This is a genomic window from Gracilibacillus xinjiangensis (genome assembly GCF_042651765.1).
Classification (GTDB): domain Bacteria; phylum Bacillota; class Bacilli; order Bacillales; family Amphibacillaceae; genus Gracilibacillus; species Gracilibacillus xinjiangensis.
Window position 1 is genome coordinate 183,331 of the sequence record NZ_JBHSDT010000004.1, and the last position, 14,898, is coordinate 198,228.

Below are 14,898 nucleotides of genomic sequence, written 5' to 3' on the forward strand. Positions count from 1 at the left end.
TTTTTTGATTGCCTTTTTTGTATTATGATCCAAAGGGACTAGAGGTCAAAGCGAAATACAAAGAAAACTCTATTAAATATAAAAATAAAAGAGATTTCCAAGGTTATACTAGTACAAAAGATAGACAGAGCCTAGGAAAACAAAAAGCTATAAGGAAAAAATCATAGAATTTTAGTAGGAAGTTTTTTAATAGAACATTTACTTTCTTTTAATAGTTTTTAAACATTCTTTTAGTATGTTGTAAGAGGAAGCAAAACTATGAAGGAGTTGGTAAAGAATGTTCAAAAAAATTAGTGCTATTGCACTCAGTACAGGTCTGATTTTATCTGCAATGACTACACCTGTTTTGGCGGATAAGCCGGACTCACCAGGAAAAGGGAATGGTAACGGAAACGGCAATGGTGGTAAGAAAGTTGAAAATGTTATTTACATGATTCCTGATGGATTTAGCCCGGACTATGCAGCGAATTACCGTACATACAAAGGGGAAGAGGCTGTATGGGATCGTCATTTAAAAGGGATGTTTACAACATATTCTGCAAATGCTGATATTACGGATTCTGCAGCTGCTGGTACAGCAATGGCTACAGGAGTGAAAACGAACAATGGTGTAGTTGGCCTTGACACGGAAGGAAACGAGTTAACATCCATTTTAGATGCCGCTGAAGAAGATGGGAAATCATCTGGTTTAGTAGCGACATCTACTATTACACATGCAACACCTGCATCTTTTATAGCTAATGTAGATAGTCGAAATAACGAAACAGAGATTGCAAGACAGTATATCGAAAGTGAAGTTGATGTACTTCTTGGTGGTGGCCAGAATATGTTTCTTCCGGAAGAAGAGGGTGGAAATCAAGAGGATAGAGATTTAATTGAAGAGGCTGTAGAAGCTGGATTTACTTACACAGACACTAGAGATGATCTATTAGATAGTGTAGAAGATATTGATGTAAATGATGGAGACAGATTACTTGGTCTATTTGCAGAGGCTGCACTTTCTCCTGAATTACACCGTGGTGAAACAGAAGAACCTAGCTTAGCAGAAATGACGAAAGCTTCTATTGATATTTTAAAAGAAGATAAGGACGGATTTTTCCTAATGGTAGAGGGAAGCCAGATCGACTGGGCTGGACATGCGAATGATGCAGCATGGGCAATGTCTGATGTAGCAGCATTTGAAGAAGCAGTACAAGTAGCATTGGAATTTGCTGAAGAGGATGGTAAGACATTAGTGATCGTTGCTGGTGACCATGATACTGGCGGTATGACTACAGGATCAGGTGCTTCTTCAGGGATAAATGCCGATGTTTTAAACGAAGTGACAGCAACTGGTGCATATATAGCTGCACAATTAAACGAAGACCTTACTAATACAAAAGCGATTGTAGAGCAATATATTCCATTCGGATTAACAGAAGAAGAAGTGCAATTTATTCAGGCTGCTGATAATGCAGAAATTGCAATTAATACCGTTGTGAGTAATCATGCGGGTGTTGGCTGGACAAGCACTAATCATACTGGTGCGGATATCGCTATTTACGCGTATGGCCCGCAATCAGAGAAGTTTGTCGGGTTCCATGACAATACAGATATTCCAAAATTGTTAGCGGAAATCATCAAAGTGGATTTGGGTAATTCTGAGGAATAGAGTGTAACGAGGGAGAGCCTGTGTGTCAGGCTCTTTTCCTTACAGCTGATGCATGTAAAAGAGAGCCTGTCTAAGTAAATGGACAGGCTCTTTGTTATTTTATTCAAAAATATATTTCTCTAAAAACGCATTGCGAAACTTTCCTTCAGGATCATATTTTTGTACTAATTCCCTGAATTGCGGCAGCTTTTCATAAAATGACTGTACACGGTCTGGTGCCATTGTGAACAGTTTTCCCCAATGCGGGCGGGCATGGAAAGGTTCAAGTGCAGCCTCTATTTCTGGTAATACCTGCTTCACTGCCTCCCAATTATCCTGCCATGTAAAATGAATTCCTATTGAATCCTGCTTGTAGTTCATACTCATCCACAGGTCATCAGCGGCAATACTCCGAATCTCAGATACTAACAATAGTGGAGCAATCTTATCACTCACTGTACCCAATGCCTTAATAGCATCACTCACATATTCCCGCGGGATAATATACTCACTTTGTAATTCTTTCCCGCTGCTTGGTGTAAAGTTCATGCGAAAGTGTGATAACCGGTCATGCCACGGGCCAGCAATACCTAACTGATCCGTACAATGCTCTGCTCCATGTCCGGAAATAGGGTGTAATTTAACTGTTGCCAGTTTTGCACCGAAGAACGCTGATTTTACTTCAAAGGAATCTTGTTCAGAGGTAACAGCTCGCTTTAACCATACTTGGTTAAAGTACTCGCTTTTCCAATTGGTAAATAAACTGACACTGTAACTGCTTGAGAAAATCGCATCATAATTTGCCTGAAATTCCGCGAAAGGTAAATTCTCGTAAACGTCTTGTCTTATTTGGAAATCTGGAACTAGATTGAGTGTAAGCTTAGTAATAATCCCCATTGCCCCAAGACTAACCGCTAAAGCTTTCATCTCTTCTTCGTTTTTCTCATGTGATAAGGAAATGATATCCCCACTCGCATTAACAAATTCCATTCCATTTACAATAGTGGCCAAGTTGCCATTCTTGTCACCTGAACCGTGTGTCGCTGTCGCACACGCTCCTGCTACGGAAATGTGTGGCAGTGATGCAAGGTTATGGAGCGCTAATCCAGTTCCTTCGAGATATTGGCTTACTTCACTGTACTTCATCCCGGCTTCGATGGTAATTTTGCGTCCCTCCTTGTTAAAAGACACTACTTTATTAAGCTTTTCAAGAGAAACCATATGTTCTGTTGAGTCGGCAATGTCATTAAAAGAATGTCGGGAACCAACAACTTTCAAGCGGTTACATTTCTTCACCAATTGTTGAATCTCCTCAACAGTTTCAGGGTAATGCCAATTCGTTGTATTGTATATATAATTGCCTGCCCAATTTCGCTGCTTTGTCATTTTTGGATACTCCTTTTCTGCAAAAGAAATTTTTATACACTTGACCGTACAAGTTTATTTTACCAGATTCAGGTCCAAAGGGATAGATGGACCAACCATTTTTTAAAAAACGATGAATCAGTTACTTGGAGTCTTCCTGGAAAAAGAGGGTTTTTTCAAGAAATGGTTGCAATGTAAAAAGGAATTCGTTAATATGTAAGTATCCACTTGCATGCAAAGGATGGAAATTATGGATGACACAAAGAAGAAGATTATCGAAGCAACGATTTCGTTATTTGTCTCCCAAGGGTATAAAGGAACAACAACAAAAGAAATTGCTAAAGCTTCAGGGGTTAACGAAGTAACGATTTTCCGCCATTTCGGAAGCAAAAGGGGTCTTTTCGAGGCAATTGTTGACTCGATGACATTCCACACTGTCTTTAATGATGATTTTTTAGAAAATCTATCATGGGACTTAGAAAGAGATTTGCTTTTGATCGCAAAAAAATATCATGAAACATTAGATTCCATAAGCGATTTAGTGTTGATTGGTTTCCAGGAAGCAGGAAACCATCCAGAATTGACTGATCTTATATTTAAGTTTCCAAAGTCATTCAAGACAATTGTATATAACTATTTGTCAGAGATGAGCGAGAAGAATAAATTAATTGATGTCAATATAGAGTTACAGGCAATGAATTTCGTCTGGCTTAATTTTGGGTACTTTATCTCAAAGTCCCGGTTTGGTCAGCAATTAATAAGTATTGATCAAGATGAGTTTTTAGAGCAGAGTATACTTCTTTTTGCTAGAGGTTTAACGCCCTAGCAAAAAATTTTACTACAAATGCAAGCAAGTACTTGCTTTTATTGGAGGAGGAATCTATTTTTTATGAAAACATTTAAAGCGTTTTTTAAATCAGCACCAACGTTTGCGGGAATTGGAATTGCGGTCGCCTTTTTGCTAATTTTCTTTATCGTATGGTTAACAGCATATGACGGTGTTACCGATCGAGTAGATAAGCTGAAAGTCGGCATTATTAATAATGATCCTGCATTTGAGTCCAATTTACTGACCGACCAGATGCCTTTTACAACTACTTCTTTTAGTAGTTTTGAAAAAGGTAAAGAGGAGATAAATAATAGAAAAGTTCAAATGTTAATTGTAATTCCGGAAAATTTTACTGCAGCCATAGCAACAGACGAAGGGTCAATTCAATACTATATCAATCAGGCAGTGCCATCATTAACCAAACAAACGATGGAAAATGCGGCAAACCAAATAAATGAGCAGATCAATGGGCATGTATTTGAGTTGAAAAAAGAACAATTATCGAATGTTCCTGAGACCATGATGAAAAGTGGGATGGAGTCCCTTTCACTCCAAAGTGTGCGACCGGAAATTATTAAATTAAACGAAACAGAAGGATTTGCTGCGAACATGATTCCGCTTCTCATCATACTGGCATCGTTTGTTGGCAGTATGCTGCTAAGCTTAAATTTATTAACAGTCACGCAAAAGCTGACTCTGACTTTTAACAAATGGTCGATTCTGTTTTCGCGACTGCTGATTCAATTAATCGTATCGATTGCCTTAGCGATATTATCAGTTAGCTTATTAGTCCTTTTCGGATTTGAAATTCATGTAAGTATCATTGAAATTCTCTTATTTCAGACATTCGTATACCTATCCTTTTTATGTATGACCCAAATGTTTACTGTATTATTCGGTATCGCGGGAATGCTGCTTAATATTATCAGCTTTTCCATTCAGCTGGTCACTGCAGGGGTATTAGTTCCGCGGTCACTTTTATCAGAAACCTATCAATTCTATAGTAATATATTTCCTGCCACTTATGGAGCCAGCGGATATTTCTCTATTATTTACGGTGGAATGAATTTAGCAGCTGAAATGAAAATATTAATCTTCATTGTACTTATTACTTTTGCGATCACGGCAATGAAAGTATTGTTTGTTAGAGAGAAAAAGGAAGTCGCTTTAAATGAAGTTAGTAATGCTGAGAATCCAGTATAATTGATAACATATTTACTGAGTTGAGGTGGAATATAGATTGAGGAAGCCGTCTAAACAATTAGACGGCTTCTTTTTGGTTTATTATCCACTGGATCGACATTTTTGTCGCAAGCCAGTTAGAAGGCGATGCACATTTGTTCCATAAAGAATTATTTATCGTGTCCAATTTCCTAGATCAAATTGTCAATTAAATGTAATACCTTTTTACTAATTTGTAACATAAACGTAATGTTTAAACGTCATATTCTGTGGTATAATCGCCGTGATAAGAGGTGAGGTAATGAAAAAAGTAATCATGACAATTGTCCTAATACTCTTGGGGACAATGTTGTTTTCAAATAGTACAGTTCAAGCACAAGAAAGTAAATTAGTAAAGGTAGCTAAGCAATATATAGGGACACCTTATAAATGGGGCGGGATGACAACTGCTGGATTTGATTGTTCGGGGTACATAAATTATGTATATAACCAATTCGGTGAAACTCTTCCTCGCACAACAAGAGACATGTATGCGCAAGGTAAATCGGTGTCAAAAGGGAATCTGGAAGTTGGTGATCTCGTGTTCTTTAATACTTCTGGAAAAGGCGTTTCACATGCAGGAATATATATCGGAGATAATAATTTTATTCATTCGTCTTCAAGCCGTGGCGTTATTATTAGTGGTCTGGCGGAGAATTACTGGAGAAGCAGTTATATCGGTGCAAGACGAGTGTTAAGTGAAGCGAAACGTAATGAAATAACTTCTGTCGCATCAGCTAAAACATCAGCGATCTTTAAAGATCTGCCAGCTAATCACTGGGCAAAGGATGCTATTGAATCACTTTATGAACAGAAGATAATTAGTGGGCTTGATGCCAACACATTTGGTGTTAATGATAACATAACTCGTGCTCAAGCCGTTGCATTGTTAATGCGCGCGACAGGTTACGATAAATCTCTTACATCGAACTTCACCGATGTGAACAGCCATTGGGCTAAAGCAGAGATTGCAGCAGCTGAAAGTAAAGGTCACCTGGATTACATAGAGGGTGACAAATTAAATCCGAATCAACCAATTAGTCGGGAAGAAGTTGCTATTTTAATAGCAAATATCTACAACTTAACCTATCAAGGAAATGTCAAAGCATTTTCGGATGTACCAAGCACGCACCCATCATTTGATGCAATTACCGCACTTCGTGAGCGACAAATTGTGGCAGGGTTTACTGATGGAACTTATCGACCAGACAAAAACTTAACCCGGGCAGAATTTACGATTACTCTTTATAAAGCATTGAATAAGTAAGGAAAAAACCCCCTTATTGGTGAATGAACCAAATAAGGGGGTTTTTTATATAAATAATCATAACAAATTACACAAGAATTAAGTTTTAAAGCAAAGAGCTATTTTTAATAATTTTCAAAAGGCAGCTTGTCTTTCTCCTAATTCTTACAGGTATCGGAAAAAAGTAAATAAAGGAATGGAAGGGAAGAGTGCCGTTCACTTCTTTGTAGTATTTCCCAGGAAATAATCGGGCAAAAACGAACAAGAGGGGACAAAAAACTTGCCCCTCTTCACACTATTCTGTATAAATCTCTATTACCTGGTTATTAGGCAGATGTAATTCAATATTGGTTTGATCAACATCTGTTGGAAGTGCATCATATTTGATTTCAAATGTAGTCCCAGTGATATTGGTGCTGTAGCCACTGCCAAATTGGCTGATTTCTTCCCCGTTAGAAACTAATTTTAACTGACCAAAATCTATGTTATCAATCAAAGCTTTCGTTCCAGTTCCGCTTATCACGGTTAAGGTTGGGGAAGCAGTGATTGTTTTAAATGTTAAGCTGCCTTCTTCTAATACGACCTGCTCATTGATTGATTGCTTTATCGAATGGCCCATCGCTTTTGCAGGATCGTAAGAGAAGGTTAGTGTTTTATTTGTATCGAAGAATTCGGCGGTTAATTTTTTCGCAAAACCATTGGGCGGTTCATAGCTGTGTGTACCTTTCATCACTCGCCCATCCTCACTGATTTCTCCAACTCCACTTTCATGTAAGGAATTTGTTAAAAAGCCAGTTAGTTTATTAGGAAAATGATCATATTGGGGATGGTCCTCAATAGATTGAGGGCTTTCTAATGTATAGAACATGACAAGCTGGTTATCATCTACAATAACGCCATCGATTGTAAAAGTAACGTTATCCTCAAAGGTGATGCTCTTATTAACCGTTTGCCCCATTCCTAAATCATTCAAATGCTGCAACGTATCTGAAGTGACATGATCATATCCAGTGATTTTTTTGCCATAATAGGCAAGGCTCTGATAGTTATAACCGATCAACAGGCTAACAATAATTCCTGCAGCAACACTCCGCCAGACTTTCCCGCTCCTTTTCTGTTGCCGTTTTGGTTGCTTGCTTAACTTCTGGCGTAAGCGTCCTTCCAATTCAACTGGTGCATGTAGTTTTTGGAGTTCGTCCTTTTTGTGATGTATTTGCTGTTTCACCTTACTCATCTTGTTCACCTCGATAGAAATGGTGTAATTTCTTTAAACCATAATAAATTCTCGACTTTACGGTACCTAATGAAGTGTTCGTTATTGCTCCAATTGTTTTCAGATCCAAATCATGGAAGTACTTTAACCGAATCATTTCTGCTTGCTGTGGGGATAACATGGCAAGGGCATTGTCCAAATCAATGTGAGTGTCTGACTGGAGATAATCATTGTCTGGGTCACTCCATTCTTCGATAGCGTTATCTTCTAAAAATACTGTCTTTTTCCTTTTGCGGAATACATCATAACAGCATCTTACAAGAATCGTTTTACTCCAGCTGTAGAAGGATTCTCTATTTTTTAATGTATTAATTTTTTCATAAAGAATAACGATCATATCTTCCATTACATCTAGTGCATCCTCTTCATTTTTCATATAAGACAATGCCAGACGGTAATATTCATCTTGTTTATTTAAAATAAGTTCTAATAGCGCATCTTTATTGCCTTTTTGCGCTTTTTTTACGAGCTTGTCAGTCAAGTTGCTGCCCCCTTTCTATAGGTAAGAGACGTAATGGCAGGGAAAAGTTCATTTTATTTTTCTTCAAATAGTTTACCATTTATTCTCTGGAGAGTTGTTTGAGTGAGTATCTGCTTATCATTGAAAGGTTTATAATCTATCCTTGTATTTTAAAGACAAAATGAGGAACCTAGTTTAGAGTAGAGTCAAAAAAATTAAAAAATGAAGATCACCCCTCCTGTTAAAGAGTTGTGATCTTCCATTCATGTATTTTTACAACTTAAATCGCTGAACTAATGATTTCAATTCTGTTGATAATTTATTTAATTGATCGGCACTTGATGACACATGGTGGAACGAGCTGCTTGTTTGATCGATTGTTGCAGATGTTTCTTCAATACCTGCAGCGGATTCTTCAGACACTGCAGCTATTTCTTCAATGGATTTATTAATCTCATTGCTGTTATCTGTGACACTTTTCAGGTTTTCTGAAATATACTTTACACCATTCGCCATTTCTAATAAAGATTCATTGATATTATCGAATGTTTTGCCTGTCTTCATGATGATATTCGTGCCATTCTCTACCTCCCGATATCCGGATTGCAATGAATCTGTTACTGTTCCTGTTTCCTGTTGAATATTGCTGACAATTTGCGTAATATCGGTAATAGAGGAAGACACTTGTTCTGCTAACTTTCGAACTTCATCAGCAACTACAGCAAATCCCTTTCCTTGTTCTCCGGCGCGTGCTGCTTCAATTGCCGCATTTAATGCAAGCAGGTTAGTTTGTTCTGCAATATCTTTAATTACACTTACCAGTTTATTAATTTCCTGTGATTGTTTGTCAAGCCCGCTCACCTTCTGAACGGCATCTTTAACGATTGAATCAATTTTCTCCATCTGGTTAATAGATGAATTCATTAAACCGCTTCCATCATTTGTTAATTGCAGCACATCTTTGGAGGAAGCATATACTGTTTCTCCACTATTGTTGACATCATTAATTTTGTTAATAAAACCAGTCATCGTATTAGCCAAATTACTCGTTGTATCTGCCTGTGCCTCTGAACCATTCGCTAATTCCTGCATGGTGACAACTACTTGGTCGCTGCCTTCCTTTACACTGTTTGATGTATCAATTAAATCGTAACTTTGGCCGGCAAGAGTATTTGATACGCTTGCAACCTGATTCAACATATCCTTCAAATTTTGATTTACTCGATTGGATGCATGAATTAATTCAGCAATTTCATCTCTTTCATTTGTCACTAGTGGCTCATTGCTTAAATCACCATTCGCCATTAAATCCATTCGCTCTTTTAATTGAACAATTGGCTTTGCAATAATCCTTGGTACAATAAATGATATGATTAAAATGATGATGATTAAAACAGCCCCAAAAATGATGGATAAGATCGCTGTTTTTTGGGAATTATCCAATGCTATTTGACTGCTTTCCTTGCTTTCTGCTTCTCTTTCGAGGGCGAGATTCATAAATCCTCCCACTACATCGCTCGAGAGAGGGTCTAAATCTTCATTCAATATTTGCGTGGCTCCTCTTATATCCCCAGCTTCAATTGCCGGAAAATACTCTTCATCGACAATTTGATTAATCTGATCTATTTTTTCAAATAATTCATTCACTATTGATTCGCTGCTTAGTTTTTCTATTTCTTCTTTATAGACGGTAGTAATTTCCCTTAATTCTAATATAGCTTCTCTATGTCCTGCGTCGCTTTGGATAAGGTATCCCCTTAGTTCACTTTGGTGACCAGCTAGAATATTTAATAGATTAAAATCTACCGCCAATAAAGGAATCTCCCTGTTCGCCAACTCCTCTGTTTCTTTTGCCATTTCATTAATGGAATAAAATAAATAAGAGCAAACGCCTAGTACCAAAATCGAAATCAGTAAGAAAAATCCCATCAGTTTTGTTCGGATACTTTTAAACTTATATTGCATTTTCATTCTGTTCCCCCCTAAGCTTTGTAGTTGAAGCATCTGCTATCTAAACAAAAAAGCAACAAAAGATGCCTTCTACCGCTTATATCGACATAATATACTGTAACTTTACTATTTTCGACATTTTTCCTCATTCATTTTCTTATCGTATTGGAAACTGCTATTAACGGAAGCTTCATATAAAAGTAATATCATGTATATTGGAGGTCATTAGAGATGGTAACTGGGAAGAATTTGATGGGATGCGTTTTCAACATGTCTGGTGTAATGGTACTATGGGTATAAGATTACTAGCCATTAGTCAAAGCATTGAAGAGAAAAATCCCATCAGGTTTAGGTCAAACATTGCAGTACAGCACTTTCATTCATTATGGGTACTGCCTAAATAAATTTAAAAGAATATAGACACAAGAATAGTAGAGATGTATGATGATGGTAATAGTTGAATAGTACTAGTTAAATGGTTAACCTTATTAATCTTTCCTGTCACAGCAAGAGAATCTGTTTACATTTTGCTGCTGCTGTGTTAACAGCCTTTTTGTATTCTGATAAATACTTGTGGGTGCGGAAGTTACTAAACAGAGGTGTCACGATCTTCGAATAAATAAAAAATGGGCAGGTGAACTTTTATGAAGTTAATATTTTATTGTGTAGTATATTTAATCCCTGCATCACTATTTATTTACATGGCTGGGATGATTTACAGCAATAACCGCCATAGTGCCAAGCATATTACATGCAGTCTATTGTATGCTTTCACATCCTTGTGGTTTTTTGGCGTATTTACTTCATTGATTGTTTATCCGGATTTCTTTTATGAAATTATTATATATTGGGTGAATGGTGCCATAACAAGTGGTGCATTATTATCACTCCACCTCTGGTTGTTAACGGCAAATATGTATGAGAAGAAAAATGGGAAATTACTAAAACTTCTATTTGTTCCAGGGATTTTGTTATTACTAACAATGCCAATTGACTCATGGATGTGGAGGGGGGAGGCTTATTCCGAGGAAAGAATATTTCTTCCAGGACCTGGTTTATATTTGTTATGGTTGATAGATTTTCTCTACCTTTTCATTAACTTTGTCATTATAGTAATGGAAATGCGAAAAGGAAGTAATGCCGCAAAATTATGGTTTAATGGGCTAATGGTTTATTTTGTTTGGACGATCTCTATGCTAACAGCTGCACTAACTTTTCCGGATACGCATTTCTTTTTTTATTTTATTCCACATGGGTCTTTCTTTTGGGCAATTGGTATTTTTCTTAGTATATATCGTTTCGATTATTTAGCATCATATGAAAAACGTTACCAGATACTATTTAACCGCTCTCCTCTAGGGATACTTATCATGGATAAAGATGCAATCGTTCTGGAAGCAAGTCCGCAAGTTTCGAGGTATCTTGGTGTCGAGAGACAAGAACTTGTTCAGTCATCTATTTTGCCACTGTTAGGCGGGATAAACAAACAAAGGTTCATGATTGAGCATCGCGAGGTATTTGAAAAGCAATTAAAGCTGGAGAATGTAGAGATAACTTTTGTAAATAAATTAAGAGAAAGAAAAACCATAGTGTTGGATTCCGACTTTATTGTAGTAGAAGGTAGGAAACTCCAGTTTGTTATGGTGAAAGATATAACAGAGGCCAAAGTAAAAGAAGAGAAGGTGCAGTATCTTGCTTACCATGACATCTTAACAGGGTTATCGAATCGGGCTGCATTCGAGAAACGCATTAAACATCTCTTAAGAAAAGGTGAGGAGTTTAATTTTTTGCTGCTTGATTTAAATAAATTGAAACAGATCAATGATACGCATGGTCATCAAGTTGGGGACAAAGTAATACAGCATATTGCCAATGTGTTAAAAGAGGCAACAGAAGTAAACCATCATGTTGCGAGATTGGGCGGGGATGAATTCGTTTTGCTACTAGGTGCAGAGGAAGCAAAGGAAACAATCATAAAAATTCAGAAAAAGCTGGAGACACCATTGAAACTGCCTAATGATGATTCAATACGTTTATCTGTCAGTATTGGTGTTAGCCATTATCCAATCGATGGCGACACAATCGCACAATTATACAGCATAGCAGACAAGCGAATGTATGAAGATAAGAATAAGGAGGCATAATAGGCTCACTAAGCAGCTAGACGATCCTCCATGCAAATAGGGAAAGATGTAATTTTTCGTTTGAAACAAATGTACCATTATTTTCATCAAGCTCAAACATAAAATCTTCGTGTAAAACATAATAAATGACAAACCTTCAATCAAAAGTTTTGACAGTATTTCCTTGCATGTAAGATAATATTTTGGAATGATACATACTGGAAGGAGTTTTCTAAATTGGCACAATCATTACAAGGAAAAGTTGCATTAGTTACTGGAGCAGGAAAAGGCATTGGTCGTTCCACCGCTATTGCTTTAGCTAAAGAAGGAGTAAATGTCGGCTTAATCGCACGTTCTGAGGCAGATTTACAAAGTGTGGCTACGGAAATAGAAGGTTTAGGTGTAAAAGCAGCCTATGCAACAGCAGATGTCTCCTCAATGGAACAAGTTAATCAAGCTGTTGATCAAATACAAAAAAGTTTAGGTACGACAGATATTTTAATTAATAACGCCGGGATTGGAAAGTTTGGCAAATTCCTAGAGCTTTCCCCAGAAGAATGGAAGAATATTATTGATATTAATTTAATGGGTGTTTATTATGTTACCCGTGCTGTGCTGCCACAGCTGATTGAAAAAAATGGCGGAGATATTATCAATATTTCTTCAACTGCCGGACAAAAAGGTGCACCAGTTACTAGTGCTTACAGTGCATCGAAATTCGGTATGCTGGGTTTAACGGAATCTCTTGCATTAGAAGTACGTAAACATAATATCCGTGTTACAGCGTTAACTCCTAGTACCGTGGCAACAGAATTAGCCTACAAGGAGAATTTAACAGATGGAAACCCGGAAAAGGTAATGCAACCCGAAGATTTAGCGGAATTTATGATCGCACAATTAAAATTACATCCACGTATTTTTGTTAAATCTGCTGGTTTATGGTCAACAAATCCATAGGTCATAAAAAAATCCCAATTAGTAATTTCAAGCTAATTGGGATTTTTTTAGGTTTTCCTATTATTTCATTATCCTTTTAATCCTGACGTTGCACCTGTATCCATTATATAACGTTGAAAAACAATAAAAATTAAAAGCATTGGTACGAGTGAAATAACGGAAGAGGACAGCAGCAGAACCCAATCGATATTGTCAGCTCCAACTATACTTCTTAATGCAATTTGCACCGTATATTTGTCAGGATCACTTAGAACAATTAATGGCCAAATATAGTCATTCCATCTCCATTGGAAGGAGAAAATAGCAAGTGTTATGACTACAGGTTTGGCGATCGGCAACATAAGTGTGAAAAATATCCGGCCTTCATTTCCTCCATCAATTCGTGCAGCTTCCAACAGGTCATCTGGCACTGTCATAAAGTATTGGCGGAACATAAATATCCCTGTTGCTGTGTTGATGGATGGAATAATTAAACCAGATAAACTATCATACAACCCTAAATCTAAAATAACGGAGAAGGTTGGATTCATTATTACTTCAGTAGGGAGCATGGTAGTAGCTAAAATACATATAAAAAAGACGCTAAGCCATTTGTATTTATATTTAGCCAGAGCATAACCGCATGTTGCGCTGGCTATTATCGTTAATATAGTAGTCAAAACAGCAACTAATAAAGTGTTCAGAAAATATTTCATAAAGTCCATTGTTGACCAGGAGTAGGAGTAATTCTCTAAAGTCGGATTTTCTGGGATGATGGACAATGGATAAGAAAATAAATCACTGCCTGGTTTCAAGGTGCTCAATAATAACCATAGGATTGGGAAAAGGTAAATTATCGCTACAATATAAAGAGCTGTAGTCAGTAAGACGGTAGAAACTCGATCATTTAACTTATTCATCTACTCTTCCTCCTCTTGTAAATTTGAATTGTAATAGTGAAAATACGAGGAGTATAACGAACAGAACCATGGAGACAGCACTCGCATATCCAACTTTCATTTGGTTAAAGCCAGTTTCATAGATATACTGCACAAGAAATGTTGTATCTGTTCCAGGTCCCCCATTCGTAAGTGACTGTACCATTGGAAATTCTTTCATAAGATTAAATACAGACAATAAGATAACTAAAAACGAGGTGGAACTGATGGAAGGCAGTGTAATATAACGAAACTTCTGCCATCCTGATCCACCATCAATTTCTGCAGCTTCGTAGAGAGACTTAGGTATGCTTATTAATGCCCCAATGAATATGAGCATATTAAAGGCCAGGTGCATCCAAGCTGTGGCAAACAAAACAACTAAGAAGGCATAATTCCCGTCTGATGACCAAGCGATTGGTTCACCACCTATTAACTGAATAATATAGTTGATGAAGCCGAAGCTTTCGCCGAACATCCATCTCCATAACACGCCTACCACTATTGGAGAGATTAACCATGGGAGAAAGAAGATAACCTTCGCTACATTTTTCCCTTTCGTATGTTTACTTACGAGCAAAACAGAAACCAAGAGTGAGGTGATATAAATAAAAGGAACACCTACTGCGGTGTATAGAAATGTTCTTGATAATGATTTATAAAAGCTAGGGTCTTGAAATAAGTTGATGTAATTCTCTAAACCAATAAAGGTGGCTACATTTCCGTTATACTCTGTAAACGAATAATAGACCCCCAGGATTGCTGGCCATGCGAAGAATAGTAAAAATAGTACTAAATTTAAGACAATAAATAGAAACGCCCATTTCTTGTTCTGATCCTTCATGTTTCCCCCACCTTTGGCAAAATCTATGTATGTAACTGCAATAATTTTGATTAGGAATAGCGACCATATGCAATGGTCGCCAG

13 protein-coding genes are annotated in these 14,898 nt (G+C 37.2%); 7 read left to right on the top strand and 6 right to left on the bottom strand.

Annotated elements, in window-relative coordinates; all coding sequences use genetic code 11:
• The first annotated feature begins 277 nt into the window (after positions 1 to 277).
• On the top strand, positions 278 to 1,651 hold the full coding sequence (locus ACFOY7_RS05210) for an alkaline phosphatase (protein ID WP_390250081.1): 1,374 nt from the start codon (positions 278 to 280) through the stop codon (positions 1,649 to 1,651).
• Between the two features lie 99 nt (positions 1,652 to 1,750).
• Here the strand turns inward: ACFOY7_RS05210 and ACFOY7_RS05215 are convergent, their stop codons facing one another.
• Positions 1,751 to 3,016 carry an FAD-binding protein gene (locus tag ACFOY7_RS05215; RefSeq protein WP_390250083.1) on the bottom strand — a complete coding sequence of 422 codons (1,266 nt, stop codon included), beginning with the start codon at positions 3,014 to 3,016 and terminating at the stop codon, positions 1,751 to 1,753.
• Between the two features lie 229 nt (positions 3,017 to 3,245).
• On the opposite strand from ACFOY7_RS05215, the gene ACFOY7_RS05220 reads away from it, so the two are divergent.
• From ACFOY7_RS05220 to ACFOY7_RS05230, 3 genes are all read left to right on the top strand, one after another.
• Positions 3,246 to 3,821, top strand: coding sequence for a TetR/AcrR family transcriptional regulator (locus tag ACFOY7_RS05220; protein ID WP_390250085.1), 576 nt, complete (start codon positions 3,246 to 3,248; stop codon positions 3,819 to 3,821).
• A 63-nt stretch (positions 3,822 to 3,884) separates the two neighbouring features.
• The gene (locus ACFOY7_RS05225; protein ID WP_390250087.1) at positions 3,885 to 5,027 is read left to right on the top strand and encodes a YhgE/Pip domain-containing protein; all 1,143 of its coding nucleotides are present in this window, start codon (positions 3,885 to 3,887) and stop codon (positions 5,025 to 5,027) included.
• Between the two features lie 280 nt (positions 5,028 to 5,307).
• Positions 5,308 to 6,312 (top strand): C40 family peptidase, encoded by a 1,005-nt coding sequence (locus ACFOY7_RS05230; RefSeq protein WP_390250089.1) that lies wholly within the window; start codon positions 5,308 to 5,310, stop codon positions 6,310 to 6,312.
• A 274-nt stretch (positions 6,313 to 6,586) separates the two neighbouring features.
• Here the strand turns inward: ACFOY7_RS05230 and ACFOY7_RS05235 are convergent, their stop codons facing one another.
• From ACFOY7_RS05235 to ACFOY7_RS05245, 3 genes are all read right to left on the bottom strand, one after another.
• Entirely contained in the window at positions 6,587 to 7,525 is a 939-nt protein-coding gene (locus ACFOY7_RS05235) for a DUF4179 domain-containing protein (protein WP_390250091.1), read from the bottom strand.
• Positions 7,518 to 8,045 (bottom strand): RNA polymerase sigma factor, encoded by a 528-nt coding sequence (locus ACFOY7_RS05240; protein WP_390250093.1) that lies wholly within the window; start codon positions 8,043 to 8,045, stop codon positions 7,518 to 7,520. Before ACFOY7_RS05240 ends, ACFOY7_RS05235 begins: the two co-directional genes overlap by 8 nt.
• A gap of 252 nt (positions 8,046 to 8,297) precedes the next feature.
• Complete coding sequence (locus ACFOY7_RS05245; protein WP_390250095.1) at positions 8,298 to 9,995, bottom strand: methyl-accepting chemotaxis protein; 1,698 nt, start codon at positions 9,993 to 9,995, stop codon at positions 8,298 to 8,300.
• A gap of 194 nt (positions 9,996 to 10,189) precedes the next feature.
• Between ACFOY7_RS05245 and ACFOY7_RS05250 the strand changes: the two genes are divergently transcribed.
• The 3 genes from ACFOY7_RS05250 (at position 10,190) to ACFOY7_RS05260 (ending at position 13,054) form a co-directional block, all read left to right on the top strand.
• A complete protein-coding gene (locus ACFOY7_RS05250; RefSeq protein ID WP_390250097.1) occupies positions 10,190 to 10,378 on the top strand; it encodes a hypothetical protein in 189 nt (62 codons plus the stop codon).
• Between the two features lie 240 nt (positions 10,379 to 10,618).
• Positions 10,619 to 12,118, top strand: a complete 1,500-nt coding sequence (locus ACFOY7_RS05255) for a GGDEF domain-containing protein (RefSeq protein ID WP_390250099.1) — start codon at positions 10,619 to 10,621, stop codon at positions 12,116 to 12,118.
• A 216-nt stretch (positions 12,119 to 12,334) separates the two neighbouring features.
• The gene (locus ACFOY7_RS05260) at positions 12,335 to 13,054 is read left to right on the top strand and encodes a 3-ketoacyl-ACP reductase (RefSeq protein WP_390250101.1); all 720 of its coding nucleotides are present in this window, start codon (positions 12,335 to 12,337) and stop codon (positions 13,052 to 13,054) included.
• A gap of 68 nt (positions 13,055 to 13,122) precedes the next feature.
• Here the strand turns inward: ACFOY7_RS05260 and ACFOY7_RS05265 are convergent, their stop codons facing one another.
• Together ACFOY7_RS05265 and ACFOY7_RS05270 are read right to left on the bottom strand one after the other, a co-directional pair.
• Positions 13,123 to 13,953, bottom strand: a complete 831-nt coding sequence (locus tag ACFOY7_RS05265; protein ID WP_390250103.1) for a carbohydrate ABC transporter permease — start codon at positions 13,951 to 13,953, stop codon at positions 13,123 to 13,125.
• On the bottom strand, positions 13,946 to 14,815 hold the full coding sequence (locus ACFOY7_RS05270) for a carbohydrate ABC transporter permease (protein WP_390250105.1): 870 nt from the start codon (positions 14,813 to 14,815) through the stop codon (positions 13,946 to 13,948). Before ACFOY7_RS05270 ends, ACFOY7_RS05265 begins: the two co-directional genes overlap by 8 nt.
• Positions 14,816 to 14,898 lie beyond the last annotated feature (83 nt).